General features: G+C 34.1%; 20 protein-coding genes and 1 pseudogene. 14 read left to right on the top strand and 7 right to left on the bottom strand.

The features are described from left to right. Positions 1-7 precede the first annotated feature (7 nt). The 4 genes from MKL33_RS03455 to MKL33_RS03440 all read left to right on the top strand — a co-directional run bounded on the left by MKL33_RS03455 (position 8) and on the right by MKL33_RS03440 (position 3,108). Positions 8-580 (top strand): lysozyme, encoded by a 573-nt coding sequence (locus tag MKL33_RS03455; RefSeq protein WP_270906456.1) that lies wholly within the window; start codon positions 8-10, stop codon positions 578-580. 568 nt (positions 581-1,148) lie between these two features. Continuing rightward, on the top strand, positions 1,149-1,391 hold the full coding sequence (locus MKL33_RS03450; protein WP_064786276.1) for a hypothetical protein: 243 nt from the start codon (positions 1,149-1,151) through the stop codon (positions 1,389-1,391). 184 nt (positions 1,392-1,575) lie between these two features. Beyond that, positions 1,576-2,682, top strand: coding sequence for a minor capsid protein (locus MKL33_RS03445; protein WP_130172446.1), 1,107 nt, complete (start codon positions 1,576-1,578; stop codon positions 2,680-2,682). Positions 2,683-2,844: 162 nt separating this feature from the next. Continuing rightward, positions 2,845-3,108 carry a hypothetical protein gene (locus tag MKL33_RS03440; protein WP_046813690.1) on the top strand — a complete coding sequence of 88 codons (264 nt, stop codon included), beginning with the start codon at positions 2,845-2,847 and terminating at the stop codon, positions 3,106-3,108. 56 nt (positions 3,109-3,164) lie between these two features. Here MKL33_RS03440 and MKL33_RS03435 read toward each other — a convergent pair whose 3' ends face one another. After that, positions 3,165-4,019 (bottom strand): DMT family transporter, encoded by an 855-nt coding sequence (locus MKL33_RS03435; RefSeq protein WP_202724234.1) that lies wholly within the window; start codon positions 4,017-4,019, stop codon positions 3,165-3,167. Positions 4,020-4,241: 222 nt separating this feature from the next. On the opposite strand from MKL33_RS03435, the gene MKL33_RS03430 reads away from it, so the two are divergent. The 4 genes from MKL33_RS03430 (at position 4,242) to MKL33_RS03415 (ending at position 6,604) form a co-directional block, all read left to right on the top strand. Beyond that, positions 4,242-5,111 carry a LysR family transcriptional regulator gene (locus MKL33_RS03430; protein WP_202724233.1) on the top strand — a complete coding sequence of 290 codons (870 nt, stop codon included), beginning with the start codon at positions 4,242-4,244 and terminating at the stop codon, positions 5,109-5,111. A gap of 190 nt (positions 5,112-5,301) precedes the next feature. Then, positions 5,302-5,433, top strand: coding sequence for a hypothetical protein (locus MKL33_RS03425; RefSeq protein ID WP_130172448.1), 132 nt, complete (start codon positions 5,302-5,304; stop codon positions 5,431-5,433). A 274-nt stretch (positions 5,434-5,707) separates the two neighbouring features. Then, a complete protein-coding gene (locus MKL33_RS03420; protein ID WP_068611965.1) occupies positions 5,708-5,995 on the top strand; it encodes a hypothetical protein in 288 nt (95 codons plus the stop codon). Positions 5,996-6,241: 246 nt separating this feature from the next. Next, complete coding sequence (locus tag MKL33_RS03415) at positions 6,242-6,604, top strand: NirD/YgiW/YdeI family stress tolerance protein (protein WP_130172449.1); 363 nt, start codon at positions 6,242-6,244, stop codon at positions 6,602-6,604. 91 nt (positions 6,605-6,695) lie between these two features. On the opposite strand, the gene MKL33_RS03410 is transcribed toward MKL33_RS03415, so the two are convergent. Next, positions 6,696-7,202, bottom strand: a complete 507-nt coding sequence (locus MKL33_RS03410) for a GNAT family N-acetyltransferase (RefSeq protein ID WP_130172450.1) — start codon at positions 7,200-7,202, stop codon at positions 6,696-6,698. 54 nt (positions 7,203-7,256) lie between these two features. On the opposite strand from MKL33_RS03410, the pseudogene MKL33_RS03405 reads away from it, so the two are divergent. Together MKL33_RS03405 and MKL33_RS03400 are read left to right on the top strand one after the other, a co-directional pair. Next, positions 7,257-7,373: pseudogene (locus MKL33_RS03405) on the top strand (hypothetical protein). 37 nt (positions 7,374-7,410) lie between these two features. After that, the gene (locus tag MKL33_RS03400) at positions 7,411-7,839 is read left to right on the top strand and encodes a DNA breaking-rejoining protein (protein WP_130172451.1); all 429 of its coding nucleotides are present in this window, start codon (positions 7,411-7,413) and stop codon (positions 7,837-7,839) included. 68 nt (positions 7,840-7,907) lie between these two features. On the opposite strand, the gene MKL33_RS03395 is transcribed toward MKL33_RS03400, so the two are convergent. Then, on the bottom strand, positions 7,908-9,491 hold the full coding sequence (locus MKL33_RS03395) for an ATP-binding cassette domain-containing protein (protein WP_270906455.1): 1,584 nt from the start codon (positions 9,489-9,491) through the stop codon (positions 7,908-7,910). Positions 9,492-9,752: 261 nt separating this feature from the next. Further along, the gene (locus tag MKL33_RS03390; protein ID WP_005073779.1) at positions 9,753-10,196 is read right to left on the bottom strand and encodes a universal stress protein; all 444 of its coding nucleotides are present in this window, start codon (positions 10,194-10,196) and stop codon (positions 9,753-9,755) included. Positions 10,197-10,486: 290 nt separating this feature from the next. Between MKL33_RS03390 and MKL33_RS03385 the strand changes: the two genes are divergently transcribed. The 3 genes from MKL33_RS03385 (at position 10,487) to MKL33_RS03375 (ending at position 11,774) form a co-directional block, all read left to right on the top strand. After that, positions 10,487-10,714 (top strand): hypothetical protein, encoded by a 228-nt coding sequence (locus MKL33_RS03385; protein ID WP_002115208.1) that lies wholly within the window; start codon positions 10,487-10,489, stop codon positions 10,712-10,714. Positions 10,715-10,889: 175 nt separating this feature from the next. After that, positions 10,890-11,063 (top strand): hypothetical protein, encoded by a 174-nt coding sequence (locus MKL33_RS03380; RefSeq protein ID WP_005068723.1) that lies wholly within the window; start codon positions 10,890-10,892, stop codon positions 11,061-11,063. A gap of 267 nt (positions 11,064-11,330) precedes the next feature. Next, complete coding sequence (locus tag MKL33_RS03375) at positions 11,331-11,774, top strand: RDD family protein (RefSeq protein WP_270906454.1); 444 nt, start codon at positions 11,331-11,333, stop codon at positions 11,772-11,774. A gap of 60 nt (positions 11,775-11,834) precedes the next feature. Here the strand turns inward: MKL33_RS03375 and MKL33_RS03370 are convergent, their stop codons facing one another. Beyond that, positions 11,835-13,010: a benzoate/H(+) symporter BenE family transporter gene (locus MKL33_RS03370; protein ID WP_270906453.1), complete on the bottom strand. Its 1,176-nt coding sequence runs from the start codon at positions 13,008-13,010 to the stop codon at positions 11,835-11,837. 186 nt (positions 13,011-13,196) lie between these two features. On the opposite strand from MKL33_RS03370, the gene MKL33_RS03365 reads away from it, so the two are divergent. Beyond that, positions 13,197-13,670, top strand: a complete 474-nt coding sequence (locus MKL33_RS03365) for an Lrp/AsnC family transcriptional regulator (RefSeq protein ID WP_057086083.1) — start codon at positions 13,197-13,199, stop codon at positions 13,668-13,670. Between the two features lie 52 nt (positions 13,671-13,722). Here MKL33_RS03365 and leuE read toward each other — a convergent pair whose 3' ends face one another. Further along, entirely contained in the window at positions 13,723-14,373 is a 651-nt protein-coding gene (leuE, locus tag MKL33_RS03360) for a leucine efflux protein LeuE (protein WP_016803130.1), read from the bottom strand. A 73-nt stretch (positions 14,374-14,446) separates the two neighbouring features. Then, entirely contained in the window at positions 14,447-15,436 is a 990-nt protein-coding gene (gene tal / locus MKL33_RS03355; RefSeq protein ID WP_057086082.1) for a transaldolase, read from the bottom strand. Positions 15,437-15,521: the final 85 nt, after the last annotated feature.

The following is a 15,521-nucleotide window of genomic DNA, read 5'->3' as shown; positions in this document are numbered from 1 at the left end:
GGATTAGATGCAAAAAATATTGGATTATCTTTGCAAGCTTTTTATTACCAAGTGTCGGTCACGTGCCGCTACAAATAGTCCGATTGCTACCGCAACAGACAATGGCGATGAGGAAATTGGTTTTGCGGTAGATGAGATGTCTCTGAGTCAGGAAGGGGTAAATCATATTTGTAATTTTGAAGGATTAAGACTCAGTGCTTATGATGATGGCGTAGGTGTCTGGAGCATTGGTTATGGCACAACCAGATACCCAAACGGTTTGAGCGTTCAAAAAGGTGACACATGTACTCTTGAGCAGGCCAAAGCATATATGCAGCATGATTTGAAAATTTTTGAACGTGCAGTCAATGGCGCTGTAAAAGTTCCTTTAATGCAAAATCAATTCGACGCATTAGTCTCTCTGAGTTATAACATCGGCGCAGGAGCCTTTAAAAAATCGACCTTATTAAAAAAATTAAATTCAGGAGATTACAAAGGGGCCGCAAACCAATTTGATGTATGGGTAAACGCAGGTGGTAAACGTTTGGCTGGATTGGTTAGACGCCGCGCTATTGAAAAGAAATTGTTTTTAGGATCATAGTCTTTTTAATTTTTATAGGCTTTTATCAGAAAAGCCGTTCCGATCTTTAATAAAATCTAGGCATAAAAAAAGCCTGATGCTACGAATCAGGCTTCAGTATTCATCGACAATAGGAGTTGATGAACATGACCAATCTAACAGACCTGTTCAGTAAAGGCAAACCGAGGCTTGAATTGCTGAGTCAGATCAAAGTAATTTTTCCAAATTACACACATTAAAAAAGCCCTTGCTCGAAAGCGAAGGGCTTAGTCATTCATTGATCTACCAATGAACTATATAAGGCTCATCTCATACTAAGTTCAGTATATCTGAAATTGGAGCAACTGAGAAGAAAACCTTATAAATACCTTTTTCATTCTATTTAAACTTAATTTATTTGGGCGTATAGCAAGTTACATCATTGGTAAATCAATACACAAAACTTGCACTTTGCATTTTTATGGATGTGGTATTTGTGTAGGCTCTGATTGGATTAGGAAATAAAACAATAGCTATCTTTTAACGGTGCAATATGAAGTTTTGAACATATTGAAGACATCAGGAGCTAGATGTAACCAAGGAAGTAAATATGAATTTGATTAGATTAGAAGAACTTTCATTGATGAGTAATGCGGTTTTAACACCTCAATTAAACAATTGGCCATGTATACAATCAGCAAATTTAGAAGATACTGATTGTCAGAAGCATAGAGATAGTTTTTCCGAAAAATCTGATAAAAAATTTCATAAAGAATGGCGAAAACAACAAAAGAAAATACTTAAAAATATTCCGAGTAATGCTGTTTTACTCAGCATTAAAGAGATTGTGTAGTTTAGACACGAGCCAAGTTTATAAAGATATAAATTACAAGGATAAGCTGTTAGCTAAATAACTTTACGTAGGTACACTTGTTAGTCATAACTTATTCTAGAGATATTAATAATAAGCAAATTACATAAGGTAAAACAGAAAATAGAAAATAACAAAAAAGGGCAATTCTGTAGAGGTAATTTTTATGGTTAATCTTCATCAGAAATCACTTTTTGATGTTCTGACTCAACATCAAGCTTATCTATATCGAGCATCTTCAAGATCGGTCAATGAACTTCTTAATTTATTTAATTCCGAAACAGTTAACATGCTTACTAAACTAAGTAACTTGTTAGATGAGCTAAATGAAAAGGAAAAAACCGCATTGGCGGGTGGGCTTTACTCAACAGCCCCATTAAAAGAGATACGTGCACTGATTTCTCAGTGGTTTAATACCACTAACGATGTGCTCATTGAAACTTTTACCATCTCTGCTGTGGCATTGGCTGTCTATGAAGCCAAATATATGTCAAAAGTTTTTGGTGGCAAACATAAAGAGTTAAAAGGTGAACAGCTCTATAAAGCTGCTAAACGTGTTCCTTTAGCGGGTGGAGCATTGGTGGATGAGTTACTTTCTACAATTGCAGAGGTCGCCCGTCAAAGAGTTGAGTATGCAATTCGGGATGGCCTCAATACTGGAGCGACGAATCAACAAATTATTCAAAGGATTCTAGGGACTAAACGCCTTAAATATGAAGATGGACTACTAAATAGCTCTAAGATTGATATTGAGCGAACTGTGCGTACGATTCGAAGTCATATATCCAATCAGGCTTATTTAAACAGCTATAAACAGTTAAAGTTTGAATATGTCAGATTTGTAAGTGTGCTTGATGGTAGAACCTCAAAAGTATGTGCAGCCCTTGATAGTAGTGTGTGGAATATCAATGATCCTACGAAAAAAGTTCCGCCTTTACATCCTCATTGCCGCAGTATTCTAGTTCCAACTCATGAAAATGGTCAGCTAGTTGGCAGCCGAGCCTTCATTATGGATGAGAGAAAATTTAGGGATATTCCTAAAAATGAACGTGAACATTTAATTGGCCAATTAGATGCAAATATGTCATTTAAAGAGTTTTTTAAACTAACAGATGATTTTTTTCAAAAAGAGTGGTTAGGGCCTAAAAGATATCAACTATATAAAGAAGGAGAATTTGACTTTGATAAGTTTTTTGACCCAGAAGGACGGTTATATACACTTGAGGAGCTTAAAGAACTTGATGAGCGAGCTTTTAAAGTATTGGGATTGTGAGAGAGAGTAGAAGTATTAGAAATAGGATTTTTATCTTGAACAACTTTTTTAGTTTTAACTAAATACACACACTTAAACAATTAGTTGAAAAAAGTTTCAATAATCTAGCCAGATAGCATGTTAAGTTTTTCTCAATCATAAAAATTTAGAAAGGATCAAAACATGAAATTTTCCTACCAAGATCTTGCTGGAAATAATATTGAAGTGGAATGTGAAAGTTATATCCATATTCCATCAGGTGCAGCTGTAAAATCTACAGAAGCCGGCAATTACCATATTACTGAAAATTTCAGCTTCTATAAAAAAACTCAAGCTGATTCTGTGCCCATCTATCGATTTGCTATTGATCGTAATTCTAATGTTTTTAATAGCGATGAACTGCCAGCATTAGCTCAAATTGGTAAAGATTGGAAAAGTTTAGACTAGTCTTTAACTCATTATAAAGCCCTCAGTCGAGGGTTTTATAATGTACCTTAAATGAGTTATTTCTTTTTAAATACAAGCGTTAAGCCTATTAAAATTGCAATCATTCCTATTAAGCCTGCAAGCGGCAACTTGTTTTTTAAAATTAAAAAATCTAAAAGTGCAGTAACGACAGGTACTAAATAGAACAGACTTGTCACATTTACAAGATTGCCCTGATTTAGAAGTCGATAAAGTAAAAGTTGAGCAACTACAGAAATTAAAATTCCAAGGAATAAGACCGAAATAATGAGTTGTGAATTCCACGTTATTTCAAAATGTTCAAATGGAACTATAAATAAACAAATTACAAGGCTAACTACATATTGGAGCGGTAAGACATCTGTTGGGGCTTGTTGAATGTTTTTTTGCATGATAGCACCAAAAGTTATACAGATCAGTGCTGCTAAGGCAAAGAATATTCCGATTGGAGCGATAAAAGACATAGTTAAGCTTTTCCACACTAAAAGTATGAGTCCGGCTAAAGCAATCAATAGACCTAATAATCTCTCTTTTTGTAAATTCTTTTCTAAAAGACAAAGCGTCAAGATTGGCTGTATTCCCATGATTGTGGCCATTAAACCAGGGGTGACTCCGTGAGCCATGGCTTTAAAATAACAAATTGAATAACCTGCAATAATGAGGAGTCCAGTTAATAAAACTTGCTTTCGAGTTCCATGCTTAGGTAAAAGTCTTTTTCTAAAAATAGCAATTAACAACAGAACAAACAAAGCTGTGGCAAAGCGCAGAATTAATAATGCTATAGGTGAGGCACTGTCGAGTCCCCATCGAGTAAAAATCGCAGCACTCCCCCAAAGCAAAACGAAAGTGGATGTCGCACTTTGTGACACAAGCATCTGTTTATTTAGGCGCATAAAACCTCCTCCTAGTGCGTAATACCTAAGAAATACGAAGTGATAAAATTGTTAGTAAGGACAGTGATTAACGAGTTATCCAGTTGTTAATCAATTCACCGTTAGCGACGTTAAAAATAAATTGTTTTAACTTCTTATAAGTTCAGTATGAGAGAGGCAATAAATAAAGAAAAGCGCATAATTCTTTTATATACTATTTGAAAATCGAATAGATAAATTCTAATGACTTTAAAAAATTTACAGATTGATTGGCTAAAGTGTTTTGTCACCGTAGTAGATACAGGCTCTTTATCAAACGCAGCACCTGAGTTATATCGGTCACAGTCAGCTGTTAGCATGCAAATAAAAAAACTTGAAGAAGCTCTACATTGCCAACTTTTAATACGAACGCACCGACAAATTGAATTAACGTCTCAAGGACAGCTGCTTTTAGGTTATGCGCGCCGTATTCTCGACTTACATGCAGAAGCCCAAATGGCATTTCACGGAGATGAGCTGAAGGGGCGTATACGCCTTGGGGTGCCCGATGATTATGCTGCAAAATATTTAACGCCCGTACTGAAGCGTTTTGCTCCACGTTATGGAGGTGTTGAAATTGAATTAATTTGTGAGCAGTCTACTTCGTTAATACCACGCGTAGAAAGTGGAGATATAGACCTGGCATTAATTTCGAGAGATAACGCTCGTCAAGGAACACTTTTATTTCATGAACCAATGGTGTGGGTAGGCTCTCCACAGTTTGAACTGTGGCGAGAAGATCCACTCCCAATTGCAGTTTATGAAAGTACTAGTCAAGCCAAAAAGAGTGCTATTAATTCTTTGGCTTTACAGGGACGACGTTATCGGGTGGTATACAACAGTTCAAGTTTAGCTGGTCAAATTGCAGCAGTGGAAAGTGGTCTAGCAATTGCAGTGTTTACACAGTGTAGTGCACCTGAGCATTTAACTATTTTAAGTGCTGATCATGGCCTAGGACCTTTAGAACCTATGGAGGTCGCTGTGTACCGAAGCCGGGCATCTTTGGAGTCTAAAGCTGTAGATCACTTATATGACTTACTCCTTAAAACGCTCAGGCATTCAGTTAATATTTAATCTTAATTTATTTTAGGTGCTGGGCTTTGAACTTGGTGAGTTAAATTTTAAATGGGTACTTAAAGTTAAAACTAAATAGCTTTACATTTTTGCGCTAAATCTACAAAAAAGCCTAGAAACCTATGCTGATCGTAAAACTAATAAAAAGTATTTATTAACTCATCAATCTGAACAATTCATGAGGTGAAACATGACAAAAATTATAGCGACCTTGGGTTTAGCCGCCTTTATTTCTTTGAGTGTGAGTGCTTGCCAAGGTGAAAACGACTCAAAACAGCAAGATAAAACCACAACTCCTCACTCAATGGATAAAGATTCATAATCTACATGAATGCCCAAAGCCCATCGTAAGATGGGTTTTTTTATATCTTTTTATTTTTGTCTTAAAGTGTGATTTGTAACTCAAAATATTTATTTTTAATGGCGTCGTTCAAAATATGTTGACTAATACACTTGGTTTTAAATATATTTAAACTCGACACTAATTATTTTAAATAGAACTCTATATTTAAAGTAAATTGGTTCAAATATCCTCAGATCAGAAATTTAACCTTTAAGTTTGATTATAAAAATATTAACTAATCAAGGAGGTAGGTATGGACGCTAAATTTCATTCTGAAAATGAATATGGTTTTATTTTAAATATATTGAACAACTATGTTGTTATAAAGAAGACATTAAAAGATGATCATTATCCTTATGATTCATTTGGTTATCTTCTTGCTCTTTATCAACCACTAAAAGTCTATATTCCTCAGCTTCCACATCCAAAAATTTATATTGAGATTGGTGGAATTTCTTATGACAGAATGATTGTTATGCAAACCGAGGACGAGACAGAAGCCATAAATATTTTATTGAATTTAGGACAACTTGTTGCTTAACAATGAAGTGATATTTAAATGCTGAGTTTAATTTACTTAAGAAAAAGCTTTCTTAAGTAAATTCACGAAAAAATAAAGGCCATAAAATAGTTGTTGGAAAAGAGAACTTAAAGAATTTTTTAATGTTACTATTTATTCTCATTAAACAAAGACCCTAATAAGATACAAAAAGCCACAAAAGCTAAATCTATAACTTTAAAAGAATTTGTTTATATAACTAAGAATATTAAAAAGTAGGTAATCGTCATGAAAAAAATACTTTTAACAACATTGGCTGGATTTGCTTTATTAGGAAGTAGTGCTGTGATAGCTAAACCAGATGCTGCTTTATTAAAAGAAGCAACAAAAAATGTAGTCACAGTGTCCAAAGTAAAAACTTTGGCTGATGAATCTGGAGTAACTTTAACTGGTACGATCGTAAAGCATATTGCTGGGGATCATTTTGAGTTAAAAGATGCTACCGGTTCAATCATAATTGATATCGATGATGACTTATGGAAACCTCTTGAACTAAAAGCAGGTGATAAAGTACGTGTCGTTGGTGAGGTAGATAAGCATAGAGTTAAGCCTACCGATATTGAAGTTTTCCAAATTGAGCGTGTTAAATAAAAGCTAATGTTTTAAGTAAATATTGTTCAAAACCAATGAAAAAGAAAACTCCTATTTTTAGGAGTTTTCTTTTGAAGATAGTAAGTTTTTATTATTGCGTCGCATTAAAAGCCTCATGGTATTTGACATTCGCTTTTGGAATATTGCCTGAGAAAGTTAGAGCCTGAAAATATTCACTCGGTACATCAGGCAAAATTAGCTCAGGATAATTTTTAAAACCAAATCGGCTGTAATAATTTGGATCACCTAATAAAACACATCCTTGAGCGCCGAGTTGTTTTAATTTTTCTAGTGATTCCTTCATCAGAAGGGAACCAATACCATATCCTTGTTTATTTGGATGAACCGAGAGAGGACCTAAACCATACCAACCTATTTCGCCTGAGCTAATCTCAACCGGAGAAATAGCAATATGTCCAATAATAGACTCATTTTCAATTGCAACTAGAGAAATAGTAAGTTGGCCGTGATCTCTTAGACTATTAACAATAAAATGCTCGGTATGACTTGTATGCTCAGCATTTTGAAAAGCTGCTTTTGTCAATTTTTCAATGGCTTCAATATCTTCGGCTTGCTCATCACGAATAATAATATTCATTAAAAATTCTTCCAGACTTATAGATTATTCATATACTTTAACTTTTAAATAATTATTGAAAAGAAAGATAATTTAGATTTCTAAGATACTTTATTTGTTACTGGTTATAAAAAGCAACTACTACTCATCAAACTCATACATAAAGTAAAATTTTATAAAAATCATTTTTAATATAATCATTGTAAAAATAATTTCGAGGGTCAATAAATTGAGGAAAATCATTAAAACATTATTACTATCTACGCTTATTTCAGCTACTTCGTTCACTGTCTATGCCAAAAATAATGAGCAAAAAGTTAATTTTTTACAAAGTTCACCACATACCACTTTAACTGGAAAATTTCAGGGCTACGATGATGTAAGGTATAGAGTTTATACGAAAAAAGGCCAAATATTAAAATTTGATATCAATAGTCTGGGGAATTTAGCCTACATTAATATTTTTGCACCTGGTAAAAAACCAGGTAAAGATAATGCATTGTTGATTGGCTCAACCATAGGTTTTAAAGGAGAGCTTACTTTACCAGTTGACGGCGATTATATTATTCAAGTTTATCAAATGCGTAATAGTGCTCGTAAAAATAAAACTGTCAAATATACTTTAGACCTCGAGTTATTAAACAAAGTGAAAAAATAATAACTGATGAAATTTACTAGCTCTCAAATGAGAACTAGTAAATTTGAAAATTGGTATATTACTAACGATTACATTAAAGAAAATGACTCATGAATGCCCGAGCTTTCAACAAACAGTTGATCATGTGAAACGAGTAATACCGCACCTTCATAACTCTCAATAGCATTAGCAAGTAGCTCTCTAGATTCAATATCCAAATGATTTTCTGGTTCATCTAATAACAGAAGTTCAGGTGCAGGTTTTATCTGGCTAAGGGCCAATAAAGCTACTTTTAATTTTTCACCACCACTTAGCTGAGACAATAGTTGGATACCTTTATCTCCACGAATTCGAAGTTGACCTAGCAAATTTCTCCATTCGAGTTCTGAAAGTTCATTATTCATGTGAGATAAATTTTCAATAACTGTCATTTCATCACACAAAAAGCTAAAGTTCTGGTCGAGATAGAAACACTCTACAGATAAGTGAATGCTGTCACAGGGTTGATTGTTCTGTGCATGAATTGCCTTAAGTAAAGTTGATTTTCCAATACCATTTTGTCCTGTTATGTGAATTTTTTGAGCTGCTTGTACAGCTAGATCGAAGGGTTTTTGAGTACCATGTTTCAGTTTCAATTTTTTAATCCGCAGAATTTCACCAGATTTCTTATGAAAAGACGGGAAGACAAACTGTTGAGGTTTAACCATTTCGAGAAACAATTTCTTATCTTTTAAATCATCTTGACTGTTCGAAATCTGACGTTGGTGTTGAGACTGTATAGCAGCTATGCTTTGACCTGCTTGTTCCTTTTTAAAGTCGAGCAAAATCTTGGCTTGAGAATTTGATTCTCTTAATTTATTGCCAGCACGCTCTCGTTTTTGAGCTTTCATTAATACATCATGTTGCTTTTGCTTCATGTGCTTAACTTCACGTTGGCTCTGTTGAATAGATTGCTCTAGAGCTGCAATATTGGTTTGATACTGCCCATAAAATTTTTCATAATTTCCGGTGGTGTGATGTAGACCATGTTCATTTAAATGATAAATATGATCGACTTCATTTAATAAAGTCCGATCATGGCTAATGATAAGACTACCTGCCGGGTGTTTTTTTAAATGATCGATTAACCATTGTCTAGATTCCTGATCTAGATGATTACTAGGCTCATCAAGTAATAGATAGTGATCTGATTTTAAAAATAAACAGCTTAGAGCCAATTTGGTTTTTTGACCTTCACTTAAATTTTTAACTGGGAAATCTAAATCTGTTGGTAAACCAGCTGATTCTAAGAGGTTGTTCCATACAGTGGGCAGGTCCCATTTACCTTCCAATAAATCATAATCATCGAAGTCGGCATTACCTTGTTCAACTCTTTTAAAAGCGTCGTAAATATCTAAGATATCTAAGGCTTCAGCAATCGTCAGTGCTGTCAAACGATGCAATTGAGGTAAATATGCATGTTTTACATGCCAAGATATTTGCCCTGATGTAACAACTGAATCTAATGCAAGCGTCTCATTTAACAATTGCATAAGCAAAGATTTGCCTTGGCCATTACGACCAATTAGGGCAGATACCTGATTCGATTCAAGACTAAAATTTAGATGCTTAAACATTACCTTTGAAGGGAACTCTAAGGTAAGTTGCGATATTACACATGCCTGCTGAGTCATAAAAAAACCTCATAAATACAGGATGTACAAAATAGGAGAATGATAATTTATAATAGAGACGGTAAATCACAAAAATAGTCTATTTTGCACATCAAAAAAAGAAAAAATTGATGAGAAAAAAGACTTACTTCATTGGTGTGACTCACGAAATTGATGGAATAGTGAACTATTCTATAGAGTTTTTTACCGGGTGTAAAATTTCTATAAGTTATTTTATTAAAAAGCCCAATTATTAGATTGGGCTTTTATCTTTCAAGAATTTTACTCTTTTACGACTAAAACTTGAATCTTGGTGCTATTTAAAACATCTTGAGCAAAACTTCCCAAAATTAATTTTTGGAAACCTTTACGGCCATGCGAACCAATCACAATCAAATCAGAACCTAAGTCTTCTACAGCTTTCAAAATACCATCTGAAGAAATTTCACCTTGGATGATTTGAGTCTCTGCATCAATACCTTCTTCAGCACATAAAGCTTTAACTTTTGCGAGAGTTTTTTCTGCGTTGGCACGTGCTTCAACAAAATAATCTTTTACAACAGGTGAGATGTAATAAAAATCTACGCCACTAAAAGGATCTACCGCAACCAAACTAATGGCGGTCAATTTACTACCAAATGCTTTTGCAATGTGAGCTGCTTGTCGAGCTGCTGCTAAAGAAATGTCAGAACCATCTACTGGTACAATAATATGTTGGTAATTCATGATGTTATTCCTCTTATTTACAGTTGTTATATGTATGAAGCTTTTATTAATTAAAGATTAACATATTTCATTCTGTGGAGACATCTATTCAATTAAAAGTAATTGAAATTAAATAAATTATATATAAATCAAATAATTGAATTGATTGCTTTGCTGATTTTGAACTGATAAGTATGCTGTAGACCAATAATTGTTAATATTTACATGAAAATTACAAAAAATTACGGTTCATATTTCTGTCATAAAGAAGCCGTATAACAAAATAGTAAATTAAAGGGGGGCTAAGAAAGATGGCAGATTTAACAGCAAAGAAAGTCAATAAACTCATTGAAGAGTTTAGTCAAACAGGTAAAGAACCTCAAAAGTTAATCATTGGCTACAAAACTTATGCAAGACTGATGACTGAAGATAAATTTGCAGAAAAAGTTGTTCCTTCACTAGAAGACTCAAAAGAACGCTTATATAAAAACTTAAAAATTAAACTTGTGACTGAAAAACATTATTTTGAAATTAAATAAAACTTATGTGAACTTCATCACTCTCTATTAAACTAAATTAACATTAAATAAGTTTAATAACATTATTAATGTATGATGATACAAATTAATAGTGTAACCAACATTTGAAAACAGCAATCGTTTATAAACTCGATAGAATAAATTGCTTTTATTTTAAGTAGTGGAATAAATTGAAATGCCAACAATCAGTGTAATTATTTTTTATATTTTAGCTATATTAGGCGGTATAACAATTGTTTATGGATTAATCAGTTTAAGTGTTTTTTTAATTACAATCGGATTGGCTCTATTATTTGCAGCACTTTTATTAAAAAAAGAATTTAAAATAGATATTTTATTTTGGCAATAAATATAATATTTATTTGTAATTTAATTTATTTATAAACGTATTTCGATATAACTGACATAAAAAAATGTCAGTTTTTAAAAGATTAAATTAAATTTTTGTAGAGATATGTGGTTAATGATGTTTTTTGATCAAAATAATTACAATAAAATATAAAAGTAAGAAATTTAAAATTTATTTAAGTATTTAAAAATAAAAAAGTTTCAATTAGGATAAAAGTAAAGTAGTAAGACCATTTTAGCTATTAAACAATAACAAAGTGAGGTAGGCATGACTTATAAGTATGAGTATGCAGGGTTCTGGTTAAGATTTGGCGCAATGATTATTGATAGTCTTATTCTTTGTTTAGCAATTATTCCAGCCGCATGGATTTTTTATCGGGGAGATTACGACTTAGTATTTGCTACAGGCTTAAGTAGTCAGCCACAAAATTATTGGTTCGACTTAATTGTGAACTACGCACTTCCTTTTTTATATTCAATCTTATGTTGGTTGTATTTTGCAGGTACACCCGGCAAACGTTTGATGCGCTTAAAAGTTTTAGATGAAAAAACAGGTAATAAGCTCACAGTCATGCAGAGCATTATTCGATATATTGGCTATATTCCATCAATTTTAGTATTTGGTATTGGTCTTTTTTGGGTGGCATTTGACGCTAAAAAACAAGGCTGGCACGACAAAATGGCAAAAACAGTCGTAGTAAGAGAGTTATAAGAAACCATACTAAAAAGCGTTCATAGCATTGAAAATAGGGAGCTATGAACGCTTTTTTTATTAGCTTTTTTTGGCTTTAAATTTGAGAACAACAAATACAATAATTCCGACCACCAATCCCCAAAATGCTGAGCCGATCCCGAAGAATTGAATACCCGAAGCGCTACATAAAAAGGTAAATAATGCAGCTTCACGTTCTTCAATTTGAGCAAAAGCAATCGCAATGTTGTGGCTGATCGTACCAAGTAATGCAATACCAGCCAAAGCGACAATAAAAATATGAGGGAACGACATCAATAAACTTGTGAGTGTTGCAGCAAACAACCCCATTAAGATGTAGAAAAAACCACAGCTTATACCTGCAATATAGCGTTTGCTTGGGTCAGGATGAACTTGGTCATCTAAGCTTACGGCAGCACTAATCGCAGCAATATTGACGCTATAACAGCCAAACGGTGCAAGCACAACTTGGGTTAAACCTGTCCAGCCAATAAGTTGATTCACATGTGGTTTGTAGCCATAACTTTTGATCATGGCAATACCCGGTAAATATTGAGAAGCCATACTAATTACAAACAGTGGCAGTGCTAAGCCCAAAAGTGCTGACCAGCTAAAGTCAGGACTAATCCAAACAGATTTTGCTAAAGACCACTGAATTGTAGGCATATGAAATTCTAAAAAGATAGGGCATAGGGCAATACCTGAAATTACGGTAAATACAATGCTATAACGCGGCCATAATCTTTTTGTAATGACATAAATGCTAAGTAAGGACAAAACAAATGCCCAATCATTTTGTAAACTTGCGAAAAGTGAAATACCAAATTTGAGTAGGACGCCTGCCAGCATGGCACTTGTTAAACTTTGAGGAATGTATGACAGCGCTTTTTGAAAAATACCTGAGAAGCCTAAAATAGCTGTTAGTAAACCACCAACTAAAAAAGCACCAATCGCTTCATTTAAACTATATCCACTACCTGATGCCATAATTAAAGCAAGACCTGCGGTTGACCACGCCGTCGCTACAGGATATTTAAATTTCCAAGAAAGAATGAGTCCTGATAAGCCAATACCCAAACCCAAAGCCCAAAACCATGAAGTGATTTGTTCAGGTGAAGCACCTAAAGCTTGAGCCGCCTGAATCACTAAAACGGCCGAAACACTAATACCAATGAGAAAGGTAATAAAACCAGCAAATACTGCTGGAATTGAAAAATCTTGAAGAATTTTTTGCATGATACGTATTCTAAATCCAAGAAAAATTAATAGGCTTCTGCCATTGCTTCCAGTTGGGGTGAATTTAACAATTTTTTTTAAGAAGGTGCTTTCTATTTTTAGGTTAAAAAATAAATAATATTTTTAAATTCTTAAATAATGCTATTATTCGTTTCATAAATAACAATGAATCAAGAATATTATTTTATGGACGAGAAGGCTGAAATTTTAACTCCACTAGAACTGAAAATTATGCGTGCCTTACAGGAAAATGGACGTTTAAGTAATGCTGAATTGGCTAAACTTGTAGGTATTAGTACATCATCTTGTTGGAATCATACTCAGCGTCTTTTTAAGATTGGAGCAATCTTGGATGTTCGTGCTCGGATCAATCCCAATACGGTTCAACGTGGTACTGTGGTGTTAGTTGGTGTGGTTTTGGACCGTTCAACCCCTGACAGCTTTCAAGCATTTGAACAAGCATCGGGTGATTTGGAAAATGTTTTAGAGTGTTATCTGGTGGCGGGAGAAGTCGATTATTTTCTAAAAATTCGTGTTAAAGATTTAGCTGCGTTTAACCGATTTCATAGTGAAAAGATTATTGCCTTACCCGGAGTAAGACAAGTCAGAACTTTTTTTGTACTTAATGAAGTTAAAACAGATGGCATGCTGGACTTTTAGCAGTTCATTATATTTTAACTTTCTAATCCAAAAACTTATCAGATTAAAATAATTAAATTGTAGAGGTTGCTAGTTTTAAACCAAATCCGAAAAATAGAATTCCTACTAAAAAGATTCCGCTTGCAGCAATTTTATGGTTCTCTTTAAAAAATGCCGAGAGTTTAATTCCAGAGAAGATTAATGCAGTTAAATAACTAAAGCTAATGATCTGTAAAATAATTGCTAAAATTAAAAAGCTCAGAGCAGGATAAGCATAATCTGGTTCAACAAATTGAACAAAGAAAGAGAGGAAAAATAAAATCGCTTTAGGGTTGAGTAAACTAATACTGAGTGCTGTTTTATAAGGATGAACTTTATCTAAAGCAGGTAAATCAGCCATTTCTGGTTGAGTTTGATTACGTTGTTTCCAGCGTTGAATACTGCCTTGCAACAGTTTAAAACCTAAATAAGATAAATAAAGTGCGCCTGTTAATTTAAGAATGACAAATACCCATGGGAATGCCTTGAGTAGAGACGCAGCTCCGAGTACTGTACATAGCATTAAAATAAGGTCACCGGTGAAAATACCGAATGCACCCATATATCCGGTTTTAATACCATAGCGCGAAGCGATTGACATCACATAAAGAGAATTGGGCCCCGGCAATAACACAATTAGGAATGTACCAATAATATATGTTGTTAAATCTGTTATGCCGAACACGAGAAACCCAATAAAAAACCGATTTTTGTCATGATAACAAAAATCGGTAATTTTGTATGAAAAGTGCAGTTTTTTAAGATTTTATTTCCGCATCAATTCCAAAAGACTGACGTAACAAAAGGCTTAATTGGTCACGTGCTTTAATAAAGCCATCAACGCCACTTTGTAAAAGCTGGAATGCCATTAAGTCATGGTTAAGTTCATCTTTAAAACTTTGTTCATCTTGAGCTGGTCTAACGATGGCTTCTGCTTGTTTTACTTGAGATGCATCAAGTGAAGCCTCGACTTTACGGGTATCTTGTTCAAGCTGGGTAAGTAAGCTTGGCGAGATGGTTAGCAAATCACATCCAGCTAGACCAAGCACTTGATCGATACTACGGAAGCTCGCACCCATCACTTGAGTTGGAATATTTTGCTGCTTGTAGTAAGTGTAGATTTTCTTAACTGAAACTACGCCTGGATCTTTTTCGATTGGGTAAGCGTCTACACCTTCAGCTTTTTTGTACCAGTCTAAGATACGACCTACAAATGGTGAGATTAAAGTCACTTTTGCATCTGCACACGCTTGGGCTTGATGTAAACCGAAAAGGAGAGTGAGGTTACAAGCAATACCTTCAGCTTCTAACACTTTGGCAGCTTGAATACCTTCCCAGGTCGATGCAATTTTAATCAGAATACGTGACTGATCAATACCATAACCTTTATAAAGTTCACATAATTCATGCGCTTTTTTAATGGTCGCTTCAGTATCATATGAAAGTGCAGCATCGACTTCCGTTGAAACACGGCCTTCAATCAGTTTTAAAATTTCTACACCAAATTTTACGGTTAAAATATCAATGGTTCTTTCGATTAACTCATCATTGCTATAGCCTTCTTCTTTGGCTTGATAATAAGCATCTTCAATGAGCTCTTTGCTTTCTGGTTGTTCTGCTGCTGCCGTAATCAATGAAGGATTAGTCGTTGCGTCTAATGGACGGAATTTACGAATTGCATCAAGGTCACTACTGTCGGCAACAACGGTCGTTAATGTTTTTAATTGGTCAAGTGCTGTATGAGTCATTGATATTCAACATCTTCAGTAATAAATCTTATGTTTTCTTTATAGCACAAAGTCTATTCATGCTGTCGATATATCAATTGTTATA

This window comes from Acinetobacter sp. AOR43_HL (assembly GCF_027854635.1).
In the GTDB taxonomy this organism is placed as follows: domain Bacteria; phylum Pseudomonadota; class Gammaproteobacteria; order Pseudomonadales; family Moraxellaceae; genus Acinetobacter; species Acinetobacter pittii.
Note: the sequence above shows the minus strand (reverse complement) of the source record. Positions and strands in the feature narration are given on the sequence as shown.